Origin of the sequence: Allorhizobium sp. NPDC080224 (assembly GCF_050281005.1) — a bacterium.
GTDB lineage: Bacteria > Pseudomonadota > Alphaproteobacteria > Rhizobiales > Rhizobiaceae > Allorhizobium.
The window spans coordinates 40174-55852 of sequence record NZ_JBNNWJ010000010.1 but is presented as its reverse complement, the minus strand read 5'-3'; the positions used below and the strand labels follow the sequence as shown (position 1 = coordinate 55852).

Annotated in this window: 16 protein-coding genes and 2 pseudogenes; 13 read left to right on the top strand and 5 right to left on the bottom strand. The window is 59.1% G+C overall.

Annotated elements, in window-relative coordinates; translation table 11 throughout:
- The first annotated feature begins 519 nt into the window (after positions 1-519).
- Together ACQKP1_RS25235 and ACQKP1_RS25230 are read left to right on the top strand one after the other, a co-directional pair.
- Positions 520-1056, top strand: coding sequence for a PAS domain S-box protein (locus ACQKP1_RS25235; RefSeq protein ID WP_427277434.1), 537 nt, complete (start codon positions 520-522; stop codon positions 1054-1056).
- A gap of 134 nt (positions 1057-1190) precedes the next feature.
- Positions 1191-2636, top strand: a complete 1446-nt coding sequence (locus ACQKP1_RS25230) for a diguanylate cyclase domain-containing protein (RefSeq protein WP_427277433.1) — start codon at positions 1191-1193, stop codon at positions 2634-2636.
- 103 nt (positions 2637-2739) lie between these two features.
- On the opposite strand, the gene ACQKP1_RS25225 is transcribed toward ACQKP1_RS25230, so the two are convergent.
- Positions 2740-4296: an ISL3 family transposase gene (locus tag ACQKP1_RS25225; RefSeq protein ID WP_427277432.1), complete on the bottom strand. Its 1557-nt coding sequence runs from the start codon at positions 4294-4296 to the stop codon at positions 2740-2742.
- A 390-nt stretch (positions 4297-4686) separates the two neighbouring features.
- Here ACQKP1_RS25225 and ACQKP1_RS25220 point away from each other — a divergent pair, with 390 nt between their 5' ends.
- On the top strand, positions 4687-4944 hold the full coding sequence (locus ACQKP1_RS25220; protein WP_097143482.1) for a GlsB/YeaQ/YmgE family stress response membrane protein: 258 nt from the start codon (positions 4687-4689) through the stop codon (positions 4942-4944).
- A gap of 271 nt (positions 4945-5215) precedes the next feature.
- On the opposite strand, the gene ACQKP1_RS25215 is transcribed toward ACQKP1_RS25220, so the two are convergent.
- Positions 5216-5371: a hypothetical protein gene (locus tag ACQKP1_RS25215; protein WP_427277431.1), complete on the bottom strand. Its 156-nt coding sequence runs from the start codon at positions 5369-5371 to the stop codon at positions 5216-5218.
- Here ACQKP1_RS25215 and ACQKP1_RS25210 point away from each other — a divergent pair.
- Positions 5309-6067 (top strand): annotated as a pseudogene (locus ACQKP1_RS25210) (Tn3 family transposase); the annotation flags it as partial. The gene ACQKP1_RS25215 and the pseudogene ACQKP1_RS25210 overlap by 63 nt on opposite strands.
- A gap of 79 nt (positions 6068-6146) precedes the next feature.
- Here ACQKP1_RS25210 and ACQKP1_RS25205 read toward each other — a convergent pair.
- A complete protein-coding gene (locus tag ACQKP1_RS25205) occupies positions 6147-6500 on the bottom strand; it encodes an ArsR/SmtB family transcription factor (RefSeq protein WP_183368345.1) in 354 nt (117 codons plus the stop codon).
- 47 nt (positions 6501-6547) lie between these two features.
- Here ACQKP1_RS25205 and ACQKP1_RS25200 point away from each other — a divergent pair, with 47 nt between their 5' ends.
- From ACQKP1_RS25200 to ACQKP1_RS25160, 9 genes are all read left to right on the top strand, one after another.
- Positions 6548-7438, top strand: coding sequence for a cation diffusion facilitator family transporter (locus tag ACQKP1_RS25200; protein WP_183368324.1), 891 nt, complete (start codon positions 6548-6550; stop codon positions 7436-7438).
- A gap of 16 nt (positions 7439-7454) precedes the next feature.
- Positions 7455-8198, top strand: a complete 744-nt coding sequence (locus ACQKP1_RS25195) for a cytochrome c biogenesis CcdA family protein (protein ID WP_427277430.1) — start codon at positions 7455-7457, stop codon at positions 8196-8198.
- A 52-nt stretch (positions 8199-8250) separates the two neighbouring features.
- Positions 8251-9252 (top strand): sodium:calcium antiporter, encoded by a 1002-nt coding sequence (locus tag ACQKP1_RS25190; RefSeq protein WP_313291403.1) that lies wholly within the window; start codon positions 8251-8253, stop codon positions 9250-9252.
- Entirely contained in the window at positions 9252-9755 is a 504-nt protein-coding gene (lspA, locus tag ACQKP1_RS25185) for a signal peptidase II (RefSeq protein WP_313291404.1), read from the top strand. Before ACQKP1_RS25190 ends, lspA begins: the two co-directional genes overlap by 1 nt.
- A gap of 624 nt (positions 9756-10379) precedes the next feature.
- Positions 10380-11060: a cytochrome P450 gene (locus ACQKP1_RS25180; RefSeq protein WP_343066714.1), complete on the top strand. Its 681-nt coding sequence runs from the start codon at positions 10380-10382 to the stop codon at positions 11058-11060.
- Between the two features lie 253 nt (positions 11061-11313).
- Entirely contained in the window at positions 11314-12411 is a 1098-nt protein-coding gene (locus tag ACQKP1_RS25175) for a L,D-transpeptidase family protein (RefSeq protein WP_376781713.1), read from the top strand.
- A gap of 1 nt (position 12412) precedes the next feature.
- Positions 12413-12580 (top strand): hypothetical protein, encoded by a 168-nt coding sequence (locus ACQKP1_RS25170; protein ID WP_313291406.1) that lies wholly within the window; start codon positions 12413-12415, stop codon positions 12578-12580.
- 2 nt (positions 12581-12582) lie between these two features.
- Complete coding sequence (locus ACQKP1_RS25165) at positions 12583-13704, top strand: flavin-containing monooxygenase (RefSeq protein ID WP_183368328.1); 1122 nt, start codon at positions 12583-12585, stop codon at positions 13702-13704.
- A gap of 71 nt (positions 13705-13775) precedes the next feature.
- Positions 13776-14387 (top strand): transglutaminase-like cysteine peptidase, encoded by a 612-nt coding sequence (locus ACQKP1_RS25160; RefSeq protein ID WP_183368329.1) that lies wholly within the window; start codon positions 13776-13778, stop codon positions 14385-14387.
- A 102-nt stretch (positions 14388-14489) separates the two neighbouring features.
- Here the strand turns inward: ACQKP1_RS25160 and ACQKP1_RS25155 are convergent.
- Together ACQKP1_RS25155 and ACQKP1_RS25150 are read right to left on the bottom strand one after the other, a co-directional pair.
- Positions 14490-14660 (bottom strand): annotated as a pseudogene (locus tag ACQKP1_RS25155) (IS5/IS1182 family transposase); the annotation flags it as partial.
- A 69-nt stretch (positions 14661-14729) separates the two neighbouring features.
- Positions 14730-15593 carry a DUF4037 domain-containing protein gene (locus tag ACQKP1_RS25150; protein WP_277921231.1) on the bottom strand — a complete coding sequence of 288 codons (864 nt, stop codon included), beginning with the start codon at positions 15591-15593 and terminating at the stop codon, positions 14730-14732.
- Positions 15594-15679: the final 86 nt, after the last annotated feature.

Genomic DNA, 15679 nt, shown 5'->3' with positions numbered 1-15679 from the left:
TTTCGCTCCAGGCCATTCTGAACTCCATCGAATCTCGCAAATCCGGAGGAATCATAACCTGTTGAAATCACCCACCTCTTTTTGAGGCAGCCTCTAAACTCTGCTTTAGGGCCCGATGATCTATTCCTGCTGCAAACGGTGTTCTTGCGGGTGTGCGAGTTGCGTGGAGACGCCTCGCAATCTCCTCAATCAGAGAAGCATGCGAAGATCCTGATTTCACTTTACCAGAGCGGAATTAGAAACCGTCACCAACTCGTCGCGATGCTGACTGGCCGGAAGTTCCCGTAAATCACTGACGGCCACTCACCGCGGAAATCTGATTGGTGTATTGGGTCCGGTAAGTATGAGTGGAAATTGACTGGGCGAAGTCTGGACTCAAACGGATCATAGGTCGAATGCGCAGAGCTAGCCCAAGCGGGATAGTGTCTTAGGAGGCCTGGGAACGTGTTCTACTCAGTCTATTATCTTATTCTTCATCGTTGATACCACATTATCCCCTAGATATTGGGGGCCTAACGCATGTTTCTCGATGAAGAGCCCGGCGCTGCAAGCGCTGCCGAATTAACACGCCAGACGCTGATAGACACGCAGGAGCGACTGGGTGTCATGATGGACGTAATGCCCATGGGCCTGCTGATCCACACACAGCAAGGCGCGTTGTATGCCAATAAAGAGGCTGCGCGCGTTCTCGGTTCAGGACAAAACGACATGATAGGCCGTCACTTCCTCGATTTCCTGGAGACCAGTGTTGAGGACGCTCGGGAGCAGATGGAGGCTGCATTCGCTGGTGGTGGCGAAGTCAAGACAACTGAAGCGACGTTGAAGGCTTCGGACGGCTCTCTCAGGACCATACAGATAATTGCCGAGGATAGCCCGGGTTTGGAAATTGCAGCAGCTGTCATCTTCAACATGTTTAGAGAAGGGTATCAAACGAAGCCGGCATTGGTGCGAGCTCTACAGCGTCACAAGGGTCTGAAGGAACTTACGTCTACGAGCAGCAGCTCAATTGCGGTATCCGGGACCAAACATGGGTACCAACGTAGGTCGATAGAATAACAGGAGCAGAATTGAGTTCTGCCAAAGCTTGACCAGACTGAGGGCGCTGCTCTCACAGCGTTTACGAGGATTTCATAAGCTGTCCTTAAACTAGTCTACGAGAACGATTTGCGATTACGTGAAAGAGAGAAGGCTTGTCTGACGATCGAGTCACATCTGAGAGCTATCCGGCCAACGCGTCGACCGCGGAGCTGGAACGTCTGAGGGACGAAGTGGCTCGTCTGCAGCGCCTGGAAGAAGGATGGCGACGAGCGCTTGACGGCTCAAACCAGGCCGCCTGGTCGTTCGATGTGGTCAGGGAGGAGTTCCTATGTTGCAGCAATTGGCGACGGATCCGCGGGATTCCGGACGACGAAGTGTTGCAGATGGACACGGTTCATTGGATCGAGACCGTACATCCCGAAGACCGCAGCCATGTGCTTCAAGCTCTCGAAGACCAGAACTCAGGTCGCAAAGCCTTCAGCGTCTTTCAATACCGTGAAATGCATCGTAGCGGTCGTTGGATCTGGATCGAGAGTCGCGGATCGATCATGGAGTGGCAGCCGGATGGCAAGGCGGCGCGCGTTGTCGGTACCGATGCAGACATCACCGACCGCAAACACTCCGAGCAGAAGCTCGAGGATCTCTCCCGAAAGCTTAATCTCGCGATAGAGGTCGCAGAGATCGGACTATTCGAAGCAGATCTCATTAATGGTCAGGTCTTGAGAGACCGCCGCCTCCTTGAGATGTATGGCGCGAGTGAAGATGAGCCTCTCTTGGACGCCGGTGGTACCCTCCAGAGGAGGCATTTGCATCCTGATGATCGCGACAACTGCATGGCTCGCATTGCGGACGGCATAGCCAGCGGCATGCCCTTTGGAAACCAGTTTCGCATTATCACGTCGAGCGGTGAGATACGTCACATCAGATCTCGTTCGGTGGCGTTCAAGGATCAGGATGGCCGGCAGAAGCTACTGGGTGTGAACTGGAATGTGACTGGTGATGTGAAGGCTCAAGAGGAACTGAAGCGCGCGGTGGCCGAAGCCGAAGCGCGGGCGTTCGCTCTAGAGCAGGCGAGGGAGACCATCCGGCAGATAGCCGTTCGAGATGAATTAACCGGGCTACTCAACCGTCGCGGCCTTAATGATCAGCTCGAAGCCTGGGACAAAGGGGCCGTCAACTTCAGCGCGGTTCTTCATCTCGATCTGGACTACTTCAAAGAGATCAATGACGAGTTCGGCCATCACACAGGCGACTTCGTCTTAAAAGAAGCTGCGCGTCGGCTCCAAAACGTGACGACCGAAAGCGACATCGTCGCACGGTGGGGCGGAGACGAATTCGTCATTCTCACCGCCCCTGGCGCTACTCGATCTGCGGTCATGGAGATGGCGCAAGCTGCCGTCCGGTCGTTTCATGAACCCGTCGAAATCGATGAGGTGAAACGCATAATCGGAGTGAGCGTTGGTACAGCCTTCGCCAAGACCAATGACAACCCTGCGCAGCTGTTGGTGGAGGCTGACCAGGCTCTTTATCGAGCCAAAGCACGCGGGCGAGGGCGGGCTGAGACGGGCAAGAGGATTTACGCGAAGGCGTCGCACTAGCGCTCCCGTGCCGTAATCGCCGGCTCTGTTGATTTCCACTGAGAGCTGACCCGGCGTTTCCACCGAGAATTGGCTCTGACGCACATTTGCTGGCGTTCCGCTCCTACGATGCGCCAATCAGTCTTGCTTGCAGCAAATCGAGCTTCGCTCTTCCGTACATCTGGCGCTTGATGAGCTTCAAACGGGTGATCTGTCCTTCCGTTTGCCCATTTGACCACGGTGAGATGATCGCGTTTCTTACAGCGTCGAGGTCTTTTTGGACGCCGCCGGCAAACGATCCAACCAAGCTGTCCTTAGCGGCTTCCAACCACTCGTCGAGCTTCCGCGCTGTCTTCGAGCGGATCATGGACTGGAAGTCACCAATGGCCGTACGCGCGACTACAAGCTCCGGGACGTTTACTTCGATTGCCGCTACGAGGATCGCTTCGGATTTTGCAAGGTCATCGCGCGCGGTTGTCATGAGGCGCGCGATAACCCGTGCAGACGGCGTTCTGGCGAGCCCGCTCTGATTGGCCTTTTCCGCAAGACGTCGGCGTTGCGCCCATTGCGAGACGACGCCACTCTGCCCCGAAAAACCCTTCGTCTTCATCTCACGCCAGAGTGCCGAAGCATTGCGTGCCCCTTCCTCCCAGCGGCTGTTGAGCCAGGGCAGCCAGCTATCCAGAGAGCTGGGTCGCGTTCGGAATACGTCGAGACGCTGGCCGCGTAAAACGTCGCGAACAAGCTTCCGGCTATGGCCGGTTTGCCGCACGATCTGTCGAATGGATGTTCCCTTCTTCGACAGCTCCCGGACCGCCTCGTTCGTTTCCTGGCGGCGTAGATATCCCTCATACTGCAGCTTCTCGGCGTACGTCAGAAGCTTGGGATCAACGACATTGCTGCCGACCGCCTGCCTGATCTGCCGCATCGATTTGCCGACAGCGTCGAGGAAGGCCCGGCTGGAATTCTCCATTAGGTGCCACCGATCGGCGACCTGCGCAGCATTAGGCAACGCCTTCGCTATGGCCTCTCCATAACCACCGCCCCGATCACGGGCGACAATAGATATCGACGGATGCTTGGCAAGCCATGTTCGAGACGTATCCAGCGCACGACCCGGCAACAGGGTAACGGGTCTGCGCCGTTCAAGGTCACAAACAATCGTGCCGTAGGTTTGCCCTCGTCTGAAAGCAAAGTCGTCGATGCCTATAACGTTGAGGTCTTCGTTCCGATCACCAATACGGCGGCGAACCACCCGCAATAACGTGTCGTTGCTCACCGGCACCATCAGGCGATTGGCAAATGCTGCGGCAGGTCTACCGCCGAGCGCCAGGCCGAGATGGTGAACAATCATCTCCAGCCTCTGGGTGCGCCGACCGTAACGTGCCAGCACGTTGTCACCGAATTGTTCGCAGAAGATACGCCGGCCGCACAGTACGGCATCGCACCAGAACCGACGCGTCACGACCGTCAGCTCTACCCGCCGACCACCGAGAGGTAAGTCAGCGGGTCGCCGCTCATATCGGCTTTGAATTCGCCGGCTTGCTCGCCCGCAGGCTGGACAAGCTGCTGATGGATTGCGCGATCGAAGCCGAACTTGAACACATTCCCCAACGATCTTCACTGCTTCCACTGCAAAGCCGAATGGCGCGAGACTCGCATGCGGCAATCGATGACCCATTGCTGATCCTCCGGTGAATCAGCAGAAACCTCATTCACGACAGCAGCAAATTTGAGTCAGAGCCAATTCTCGGTGGAAACGCCGGGTCAGTTCTCAGTGGAAATCAACAGCCAAACCTTAAATTCTCCGCTTTACAATTGTCTTTTCCAACGCTTATCGGGTGTAAAATGCGCTGTCCGCGTCTGCTCAGCCCATAGCATTATGAGCAAGTCCATTGGTCCCAGAGCATCATGGTCGACCGGTTCAGTAACCATCAACTAAACCTCGTCCAAGATAGAATAGAACGACGCCACTTCCTTTCCCAGATGGAACAAAGTCCCACGGCATGGAGTTTCTTCGTCACCTCCGGAGCCCCGGATGTATTTTAGGAAACCGGAAGGAAAATTGAATATGGAAGACGCAGGTATTGGCTGGATTGCGGCGATCATCATCGGTGGCATTGCAGGGTGGCTTGCAGAGACGTTTATGAAGAGCAACATGGGCGTCATCATGAATATCCTTCTCGGCATTGTCGGTGCCATAGTCGCCAACTTCATCCTTTCACTGTTCGGGATCGTTCTCGGAGGCTGGCTCGGCTACCTTATCGCCGGTTTCATCGGCGCATGTATCTTAATTGCGCTGGCGCGGATGGTAAGGCGAACAGCGTGAAGCAGTAAAATCGTTTGGGCGGCGTCGTGTGGAGACGCCGCCGGGAACCCTACCCGGCATCAACCGACATGGTAGAACCGAAAACCGTGTGTAGTGCCGGAGCTACCGGCAGAGCGCTAGTGCTTTGTGGTTTCTTCGCCCGGCAGCAGAGATCATTATCGGTCGGACATTTAATCTCCTACCTAAAGGCGCACACATCCGGCTTGCTGCTCGACGTAGCGCCGCAAATGATTGGAACTAGTTGTCTTCGCTCGGAAACCGCCTTTCCGGGTTAAATTAGTTCACGACCTTCAGAAGCGCGCGCATTGGAAGTCCGAGATAACGCGACAAAGGCCGCAAATCGCAAAGGCTCGTCAATCACGTCGACCACGACACCATCCTGGAGATCGAGGAGCACTTTACCGATACCGGAGGTGCGAGCGATCATGTATTTGCCCTCTTCACTCTGATCGGAAAGCGTTTTGCGCCTCGGCTGCGCAATCTCAAGGACCGGAAGTTCCATACTTTCGAAAAGGCCGACTCATATCCAGCACTGGCCAACCATATCGGCGCGCCGATCAATACCGCCCTCATTCTGGAACACTGGGATGACCTTCTCCATCTGGCGGCATCAATCACGACACGCTCTGTTGCGCCCTCAATGATCCTCAAAAAGCTGGCGGCATCCTCGAAACCGAGCCAGTTGGCGAAAGCCCTGCGTGAGCTCGGGCGCATCGAGCGATCCCTGTTTATGATCGAATGGTATTCCAACCCGGCACTTCGCCGGCGATGTCAAGCCGGTCTTAACAAAGGAGAATCCGCCCACAAGCTCAAGCGGGCCGTTTTCTTCCATGAGCGCGGCGAAATCCGCGACCGATCGTTCGAAAGTCAGGCATTCCGTGCCTCGGGCCTCAACCTTGTCGTCAGCGCCATCGTCCACTGGAATACCGTTTATCTCAGCCGTGCCGTAGCCCATCTGCGTCAAAGTGGTCGAACTATCCCCGACATATTGCTCAAGCATGTCTCGCCACTCAGCTGGGAGCACATAAATCTCACCGGCATCTATTCCTGGGACACCGAGCAGCAGATGCCCGAAGGCTTCAGGCCATTGCGACTTCCTGGAAGAATCCTCCGCGCTGCATGACGTTCCCGCTCCGTTCGGTCTTAGCGTACGATTTCGAGCAGCTCTTGTTCTGACCCCAGATTCATTGATGTGCGCGGTTTTACCGGACGCTGTAGTTCCCGCAAGCGTCGATGCCACAGGCCGTCTCACGCAGCAATTCCTCAGCAAGTCTGAGCAGATCCTTCAGGCGCGAATCGCTCAGTCGGTAATGGACGTAACGGCCTCGCTGCTCGCCCGTCACGAGGCCGCACTCGCTGAGACACCGCAAGTGGTTCGACGCGTTCGACTGCGAGAGACCCGTCATCACGACGATCTCGCCCACGGACAAGGACCCTGCGCACAAGGCGTCCAGGATTGATAGCCGCGAGGCGTCAGCCAGTCCCCGGAACAGCTTGGTCCGGACGGCAGCGGCCGGAGCATCGACCCGCTCAATTTGTTTTACATGGCTCGACATATCAGTCACGAATGATATATTTCTCTCTCGAATTAGGGAAGATGGCCATGAACATAGCAGCTTCAACGGACGATGCCGAGACCGCACGCTACCGCGTCACCGGCATGGACTGCCCCTCCTGTGCGGCGAAAATTGAGAAAGCAGTGCGCTCGGTCGGAGTCGAGGAAGTGAAGGTCTCGACAGCCACGCAGATCATGACCTTGCGCGTGGACGATCCCAGTGCCCGTCTTCCCGAGGTAGAACGTGCCGTGACAGGCATCGGCTATAGGCTCGATCGCTTGGGCGCGCCGAGTGTCGATGCCGAAGGCGATATCGACGATCTGCCGAAGGACCTGAGCCATATCACCCCGGCCTATAAGCGGGCACTCTGGATCGTCGTGGCGCTCAATGTCGGCTATGGCCTTGTCGAAATGTTCGGCGGCTTTCTCTCGGGATCGCAGGCCCTCAAGGCCGATGCCCTCGACTTCCTGGGCGATGGCCTGATCACCTTCCTCGGCATCCTCGCGATCGGGTGGAGCCTTGTTTGGCGCGCCCGTTCCGCTTTGATCCAAGGTCTGTTTCTTGGTGCACTTGGTCTTGGGGTTCTCGGGAATACGGCCTATCGCGTGCTGGTGCAACAACAGCCGGAGGCTGAACTGATGGGACTGTTCGCGGTGATTGCACTCGTTGTTAATGTGGTCGCGGTTCTTCCGCTGCTGCCTCACCGGACCGGCGACGCCAATGTGCGAGCGGTTTGGCTGTTCTCGCGTAACGATGCCATTGGCAATGCGGCGGTTGTCGTCGCGGCGGGGCTGGTGGCGTGGACTGCCTCTCCGTGGCCGGATCTGGTTGTTGCCGTCGTTATCGCCGGTTTGTTCCTGCAATCCTCCTGGTCGATTATCCGCGATGCACGGGCGGACCTGCGGGAAGCCGCTCCGGTCACCGGCGCCAAAGCCTGACGGAGGTGCTGCTGTAGTGGACTTTTCCGGCATCGGAATCGCCACGGCCTTTGCCGCGGGGGTCGTTTCCTTTCTTTCCCCTTGTGTGCTGCCGCTTGTGCCTGGCTACATCTCGTATGTTGCCGGGCGCACGATCAGCCCGAATAGGCTCGCGAGCGATATGACCCTGACGGAGACGGGTCGGACACTCGGCTTGAGCCTCTGTTTCGTACTCGGCTTCACCACCGTTTTTGTCCTGCTCGGAGCCAGTGCAACAGCCTTGGGCGGGGTGCTGCGCATGCACCTCTACGAAGCGAATCTGATCGGCGGCGCGATCGTCATCGTCTTCGGGCTGTTCACCGCCGGTCTCGTGCCTATACCCTGGCTCGAGCGCGATGTGAGATTTCATTCAGGCCCAAGAGGCGGCGGTCCTTTGGCGAGCTATCTTCTCGGCCTTGCTTTTGCCTTTGGCTGGACCCCCTGCATTGGGCCTGTTCTCGGCGCAATCCTGGCGCTGTCGGCCGCGAACGCCACCGTAGGAACCGGAACAGCGCTCTTGGCCGTCTATTCACTCGGCCTCGGCCTGCCCTTCATTCTCGCCGCCCTCTTCATGCGCGGGTTCATGGCGCGAATGAAATCCATGCGGCGGACGGGGCGCGTTCTGAAGATCGTCGCCGGCGGGGTCATGGTTATCATGGGGGTCGCGATGATCACCGGTCATCTCAGCAGTTTCGCGATCTGGCTCCTCCAGACGTTTCCCGCGCTCGGCCGCATCGGATGAACACAATGGCAATGACGCCAAACCCGCAAGACGACCCGGAAGTTGAGGCGAAATGAGTGTCTGGATCTGGGTAGCGGTTCTGCTTGCAGCCGTGTACGCCGCGCACTGGGGGTCGGAGCACTTGGCCGATCCCTTCAAGAAGTTGCGCCGGCAATGGGGCATCTCGGCCGCAGCAGGCGGCTCGCTGATCGGCATCGCTACCGCCAGCCCGGAAGTCGGGGTCAATATAACGAGCGCAATCCGGGGCGCCTCCGGCATCGGCCTAGGCGCTGTCCTCGGCTCGACCGTGATCGGCATCCCGACCCTCGTCACTATCGGCTATTTGGCGACTCGCAAGCGCGACCTCCCCAACGATCCCGGTCACGACAGACACCTGCAAAAGCATCTGCTCCGTGTCGATCCGGCGGCTGTGGGCGTGCAGGCGCTGCCTTATCTTGGCATCCTCGCCTTGCTCGCCGTTCTCACCCTGCCCTCGGCCTGGCGCGGTCTTCAGCCGGTCGATGGTTGGCTTCTGCTCGCCGCCTACATCGCCTACCTCGCCCAAGCGTTCCTGCGCGGACGCGGAGAGGGTGAGCAGGCCGACTGGTCGAAGCGCGAGATCTGGCTGGCCGTTGCCGGCGTGGTGGTGCTCGCGCTGGGTGCCTATTTCACGGTCATTGCGACCCAGAACCTTGTCAAGGAACTCGGCATCTCAACGATCGTCGGCGGCCTCTTCATCACCGCGCCGGTGGCGGCTCTGCCGGAAGCTTTCGCCGCCTGGAGCGTCGCCCGATCCGGCCAGATCACGCCGGCGCTTACTAACATCATCGGCGATCACGCCATGGCCGTGACCGTAGGCTTCCTGCCCCTGGCGCTGGTTGGGACCTCCATCGAGAACTTCCATCTGTTCTGGGTCAGCTTCGTCTTCGTCGCGCTCATGCCCGTGCTCTACGCCGCCTTTATTCGCTGGGGCGGCTCTGAGCCCGGCTTCCGGCGCTGGCAGGTTATCGTTCTGGTCGGCACCTATGCGACTTACGTGCTGATCGTCCTCTTCTGGGTTCTCGAGATTTTCTGATGGTGCAGACGCAAACAGCCTCGCATAAATCCGCCTCCATGCTGCGGCTGGGGCTGTCCATTGCGGTCGCCTGGTTCCTGATCGATCAGGTCAGCAAGTGGTGGATCCTCAACAGCGTGATGCGGCCGCCGCGGGTGATCCCGATGACCGAGTTCTTCAACTTGGTCCTCGGGCACAATACCGGCGTAAGCTTCGGGCTTTTCGGCGACACGTCGCCTTGGTTGCTGATGGCTTTCGCGCTGGCTATGGTCATCGGCCTCGTCATCTGGCTGAAGCGTGCCGAGAACCGGCTGACGGCGATTGCACTGGGGCTCATCATCGGCGGCGCGCTCGGCAACGCCCTTGATCGCCTGCGGCATGGCGCCGTCACCGACTTCCTGGATTTCTACGTCGCCACCTATCACTGGCCGGCTTTCAATCTCGCCGATGTGGGGATCGTGAGCGGCGCCGGCCTCCTGCTGTTCGAGAGTATTCGGCCGAGAGGCGAAAATCCGAAAGGCTGACCTGAACTCCATCAGATGAAGGCGCGCTGATGCCGCAACTCCCCCGTGACGCCCGATCAGACGCAACGCTCGCGCTTCTCGCTGATCCCTACAGGTTCAGCTCGAAGCAGTGCCGTGCGTATGGAACGGACCTATTCGAGACCCGGCTTATGCTCATGCGGCCCGACTTTTCTACGACCGAAGCCGATTTATGCGGCATGGCGCCATGATCGGGCGGATCCAGAAAACGCTGCTCGGAAGAGGTGGTGTGCAAGGGCTGGACGACGCGGCCCACCGGCATCGCAAGCAGATGTTCATGTCCCTGATGACACCCGAGCGGATCGAAGGACTGCTAGCCACTACTGCGGCGGAGTGGCAGGCCCGTGCTCGCCTATGGGCGCAGAAGGACGAGATCGTCTTATACGACGAGCTCCACGAACTTCTGACGCGAGCCGCGTGTGCGTGGGCCGGGGTGCCGCTCCCAGAGGCTCAGGTTCGACAGCGGACGCAGGAGATCACGGCGCCGTTCGACGCCGCAGGATCAGTCGGGCCTAGCACTGGCGGGCGCGCTGGGCGCGCAAGCGAGCCAATCGCTGGATCGAGAATGTCGTCGGGCAAATCCGTTCGGGGCAAATCCGCGCGCCGGTGGAATCGGTCGCTTACGTCATCGCAGAGCACCGGGATCTCAACGGTGAGCTGCTGAGCCCTCATATTGCCGCCGTTGAAGTCCTCAACGTGATTAGACCGATCGTTGCCGCCGCTGTCTATATCACCTTCGTCGCCCACGCCCTTCATCACCATCCTGAATGCCGGAGCAAACTCGAAGCTGGCGACGACGGTTCTTACCTAGAACTCTTCGTCCAGGAGGTCCGGCGCTTCTACCCCTTCTTTCCCGCAGTCGCGGCGCTGGTGCGCCGCGACCTCGAGTGGAGAGGATACCAGTTTCCTAGCGGGCGGCGCGTTATTTTGGACCTTTACGGGACGAACCACGACGCCAGTACGTGGGATGCACCTGAGGCGTTTCGGCCAGAGCGGTTTAGCGATTGGGACGGCAGCGCCTTCAACTTCATTCCGCAGGGGGGCGGAGATCACGACATGAATCACCGCTGCCCGGGCGAGTGGATCACGGTCGGGCTCATGAAACAGGCGGCGGGAGTTCTGTCCAGGCACGTCAAATACGATGTGCCGGAGCAGGATCTTCGGATTGACGTTTCTAGGCTGCCGGCCTTGCCCCCAAAGCCGATTAATTTTCGGTCAAGTGACATGTATGGACGGCCTCCGCTTGGCAAGGACTTTTGGTGTGCCATCGACTGCATCCAACAGTGAGGCGAGCGATATGGCAGGTTGCATCCAGCACCGCGGTCCTTTCCCAGTGATCGGCCATTGAGAAGCCAAGATTATCCGTAATGGCTGCGAACGACTTGCACCGCTCCTATTTCTCCCCTTGCAGCTAAAGTGGCTAGAGGTTTTAGTGTGGCGCAGTCTCGACGATGCGTCATGTTCTACGGTGGTCTTCGAGCGACATAAAGGGGCCGTGGCCCGAAACGCAGCGCGAACAGATCCACCAACGTCAGAGGAAATGCACTTGATCGCGACCATCCGGAGCAGGAAGACCGTCGTTCAGCATGCAACTCGTCGGTTCGCCGGCATGGCGGTCGTGGGACTGCTTCTATCGAGTTGCGTAGCGGCCGACATGGCCTTGGACGGCGTCTCCAGTGCGCCGCCACAGATCCCGAGCAGGATGATCACCGAGATGTCGAAGAAGGGCATGAAGACCGAAAGTCCCGTACTCGTCAGGATCTTCAAGCAGGAGAGCGAGCTGGAGGTCTGGAAGATGGATGGGTCCGGCCGATACGCGTTGCTCAAGACGTATCCGATGTGCAGGTGGTCAGGCAGGCTCGGCCCGAAGACAAGAGAGGGCGACCGTCAGGCGCCGGAGGGCTTCTATCATGTCACCGCGGGGATGCTGAACCCGAAGTCCCAATACTACGTCTCCTTCAATCTGGGCTATCCAAACCGGCTGGAGTCCGCCCTCGGCTACACGGGGGAAGCGCTCATGGTGCATGGCGCGTGCTCTTCGTCGGGTTGCTACGCTCTTACCGACCAGGGCGTGGGCGAGATCTACGCCATCGTTGCGAAGGCGCTTTCATCGGGACAAAACCACTTCCAGGTGCAGGCATATCCTTTTCGGATGACGCCGGAGAACATGGCGCTCCACAGGAGCGACGAGAACCTGCCGTTCTGGCGAACGCTGAAGGAAGGCTACGACGCTTTCGAGCTCACCAAGCAGCAGCCGAAGGTCTCGGTCTGTGGTCGGCGATACGTGTTCAACACCGCCTTTGAAGGCGGGGAGCCGCGCGATCCCCTGGCGGCGTGTCCGATCCCGGTCAGGCAGCCGGACCCGCAGATCATGGCGAAGATCGATGCGGAGAAGCGGAAGGTCGACGCGGCCTTGGCCGAGAGCAAGGCGTCTCCCGTCGCCGCATATGTCGATGGAGGAATGCACCCCAGCTTCCGGGAGCTTCTGAAGAAGAAAGGTCCCGAAAAGCTGGCGGCGAGCATCTCCGGCATCAAGTATCCCGTCAGCCGGCCCGAAGCGGCGCTTGCTGATCCATTCCAGGGCGCCAGGAAGAGGACGGCTGCTGGCGCCATATCCGATCAGTCGTCTGGAGACTGATGTGGCGAACGATCAGCAACAGCGGCAGCGCCGCATCCGGCGCAACAATCGGATCGTGCTCGCTATCCTCGTCGCTTTCGTCCTCGGCGTCTTCACAAACAGCTTCTTCCACATCGGCGACGAGGCCCGGCCCGGCGCTGCGACCGCTTCCTCGCAGATGCGCCCCTAGACATGTCATGGGACGCTAGCAACAGCGGCGGAGGCCGTCGGACGGAAGTCCTCGTCATCGGCGCAGGACAGGCGGGGCTTGCTGCGGCGAACGAACTGAAGAAGGCGGGCGTCGACTACCTTCTGTTAGACGCCGCTGCCGCGGTCGGCGATAGCTGGCGGCAGCGGTACGAAACACTGACCCTCTTCACGCCACGGAGCATCAGCAGCCTTCCCGGACTGCCCCTTCCAGGCGATTCCGAGGGATACGCCACGAAGGACGAGTTCGCGGCATATCTTTCCCGATACGCGAAGATGGGCGGCCACCGCATCGAAACCCGGACGCGGATTTCGTCCCTCCGGAGGAAACAAGGCGCGTTGGAGGCCGTCTCCGACGACGGCAGGCTCTATTCTGCCTCGGCGGTTATCGTGGCCACCGGTCCGTTCTCGATCCCACGCATACCATCTATAGCAGAAAGGTTTTCCGATGAGATCCGGCAGATGCACGTCGCAGACTTCCAGAATGCAGGGTCGGTTGCCGAAGGTCCGGTCCTGGTCGTCGGAGACGGAGCAAGCGGAAGGGACGTCGCGCTGGCTCTTGCCACCAGCCACCAAGTCCTTCTTGCAAGGGGACGCGGCCGCAAGCTCTTTCCTGAACGAATCCTGGGGCGGAGTACCTGGTGGTGGCTCCAGCGCCTTGGGCTGCTGGGCGCAAAGCCGGATAGCATCATCGGGAGGAGGATGCGCCGGATCGATCCGTTTCCCAATCGAGGCAACGACGACGCCACGCTGATCCGAAAGGGCGTCGCGCTGAAGCCTAGGCTGGTTTCCGTCGACGGCTGCCATGCCGTCTTCGCGGACGGATCGCGCGAAGCGCCGCGCACCGTGGTCTGGGCGACCGGCTACCGGGACGAGTTCGACTGGATAAGGATCGAAGGCGCAGTGGACGCCGAAGGACGGCTCCTGCACCAGGAGGGCGTCTCTCCGGTTCCTGGTCTCTACTTCGTCGGCAGACCCTGGCAACGGAACAGGGCCTCCGCTCTTATCGCGGGGGCTGGCGAGGACGCTTCCTTCGTCGTCGAAGCACTTCGCCGCTGGATTCGTGAGGATACTCGTCGCTCTGTGAACATCAGAGATGACGGGTAAAAGTTCACAAATTGATCCCCCGTATCTCCCGGACTTAACTTTCAGTTAAGGATCAGGGGGCGGACGAACGAATGAGATTCTCTTTAATTGCCGGCTCGGCGCTCGCTGCTTCTGCGCTCGCCGGCTCTGCGAATGTTGCGGCCTCGGAGACATCCGGTGGGAAAAGCATGATCATCGGAGGAGTAACATCCCAGCCGATCGGCCACTACGAGTTCTGCCAAAGGAACTTGGTCGAGTGCAGCATCCGTCTTTCGTCTTCGCCCGCTCCCGAGCTGTCGGCGCAGGGCTGGGCGGCCATCGAAGAGGTCAACCGTTCCGTCAACAAAAGGATCGCGCCCAGGACGGACAAGCAGATCTTCGGCCAGGAGGAGGTATGGGCCTATCCAACCACTGAAGGAGACTGCGAGGATTACGCACTGCTGAAGCGCAGGGAGCTGGCTCGACGCGGCTTCTCTCTCTCCGACCTTCTGATAACAGTGGTGCGCAAGCCGGACGGGGAGGGCCACGCGATCCTGACGGTACGTACTGCTCAGGGAGACTTTGTTCTCGACAATCTTGAAGCTGACGTCAGGGCCTGGAACGAGACCAGCTACCTCTACGTGAAGCGGCAGTCTTCGTCCGACACCGGGCGCTGGGTTAGCATCGAGAGCGGCAAAGACGTGCCCGTCGGCTCCGTCCGCTAGTGCTCACCCCGCCGCCGAAGGAGTTGATCCGACCTCGTGTCCGATGACCTTGGCCTCGTCGTCGCACGAGTGTCCCGGCGTTTCTATCTCCATCGTGCTGTGACGTCCGGTTTGCGCGGGCGACATCCGGGCGAAACCAGCTTCCGCAAGGTCCATGGCGTCGACGAATGCGTCGATCACTCGAACTGGATGATCCTCATCGATCCAATCCTCAAGACGATCTGGAAACAGCGTAACCTGATCACGACTGATGCCTTCGATATAGCCGGACATTGCCACCTCCGATCGACGAGGTGATTCTACATCAGGATTGAGTTTTTACACAGCCTCGGCCGATGGCAGTCATTGATGCTGCCAAAGCGCCGTCAAGGTTGCCTCTGAAAAGCCGGGCACGGCTAGAACGAAATTGCTGGATAGGTACTGATCCACCCCGCCGAACTCAGGCAACTGACGTAGCTCCTGGTCATTGATCGCGGCACGAAGTCCTTCGAAGATCTTCAGGGAGTCCACAAACTGGAATGGCCGATTGTGCAGCGAGCCCTGCACAGGGGCTGTCGCCCCAGGCACCTCCTTCATCATCTGCAGTTCAGCGACGAATTCACACGCAAGCTTGATTGCGGCCTCTCTTTCACGCCAGTCTGGGGCTGTCATGATCTTCAGCAAAATCGGCCCCAGCTCCGGCGCGCATTCCAGCCTGGAGAAGGCAGTGCCAAACCATTTCGGGTAAGGCGCGTATCGGCGCTCGACCAGTAGAGCGAGCCTCATCAGGTTTCCGGCCATACGCGTGGCAATCACACGAGAGCCGAGCTCGTCACCAACGTCGCCCGTCCGACCGATATAGGCACGTTCCTCAGCAATTCGGCCCCATTGAGCTGCCAGTTTGTAGAGCCAAACATCTCTTGGAAAGTACGAGAGCCTATTTCGAAGCGCAGTCACCTCTCCAAAATCGTCCTGAAACACAGCACCTGCCGTTACCGTCAAGAAGTGCTGCTCCGAATAGGACAGCCAATCCCTCGCGGCCAGATCTTCGGCAAACTGACGGCCGAGATAGCGTTCGCACCAGGCGGGCACGGTATAGAGCTCGACGCCGTGGTCTGATCCTTGCATTCCAGAGGCGCGGCCATCGGCTGGCGCTCGTACGTAGCTTGGATAGCGAACGGTCCTGTCCTCGAAGCTGGTTGGCAGGTGGCGGTCGAGGGTGGTCATGATATCGCCTGCGGAGGTTGCGAATTCAGCTTCGGGCACGAAAATTTGTACAGACGGGCCGTAGTCATGGTCGGCCGACGTCTCAG

Coding starts and splice junctions, on each gene's coding strand:
- ACQKP1_RS25235 (WP_427277434.1), top strand. CDS start 520: ATGTTTCTCGATGAAGAGCCCGGCGCTGCAAGCGCTGCCGAATTAACA.
- ACQKP1_RS25225 (WP_427277432.1), bottom strand. CDS start 4,296: ATGGGTCATCGATTGCCGCATGCGAGTCTCGCGCCATTCGGCTTTGCA.
- ACQKP1_RS25220 (WP_097143482.1), top strand. CDS start 4,687: ATGGAAGACGCAGGTATTGGCTGGATTGCGGCGATCATCATCGGTGGC.
- ACQKP1_RS25215 (WP_427277431.1), bottom strand. CDS start 5,371: ATGATCGCTCGCACCTCCGGTATCGGTAAAGTGCTCCTCGATCTCCAG.
- ACQKP1_RS25205 (WP_183368345.1), bottom strand. CDS start 6,500: ATGTCGAGCCATGTAAAACAAATTGAGCGGGTCGATGCTCCGGCCGCT.
- ACQKP1_RS25200 (WP_183368324.1), top strand. CDS start 6,548: ATGAACATAGCAGCTTCAACGGACGATGCCGAGACCGCACGCTACCGC.
- ACQKP1_RS25190 (WP_313291403.1), top strand. CDS start 8,251: ATGAGTGTCTGGATCTGGGTAGCGGTTCTGCTTGCAGCCGTGTACGCC.
- lspA (WP_313291404.1), top strand. CDS start 9,252: ATGGTGCAGACGCAAACAGCCTCGCATAAATCCGCCTCCATGCTGCGG.
- ACQKP1_RS25175 (WP_376781713.1), top strand. CDS start 11,314: ATGCACTTGATCGCGACCATCCGGAGCAGGAAGACCGTCGTTCAGCAT.
- ACQKP1_RS25165 (WP_183368328.1), top strand. CDS start 12,583: ATGTCATGGGACGCTAGCAACAGCGGCGGAGGCCGTCGGACGGAAGTC.
- ACQKP1_RS25160 (WP_183368329.1), top strand. CDS start 13,776: ATGAGATTCTCTTTAATTGCCGGCTCGGCGCTCGCTGCTTCTGCGCTC.
- ACQKP1_RS25150 (WP_277921231.1), bottom strand. CDS start 15,593: ATGACCACCCTCGACCGCCACCTGCCAACCAGCTTCGAGGACAGGACC.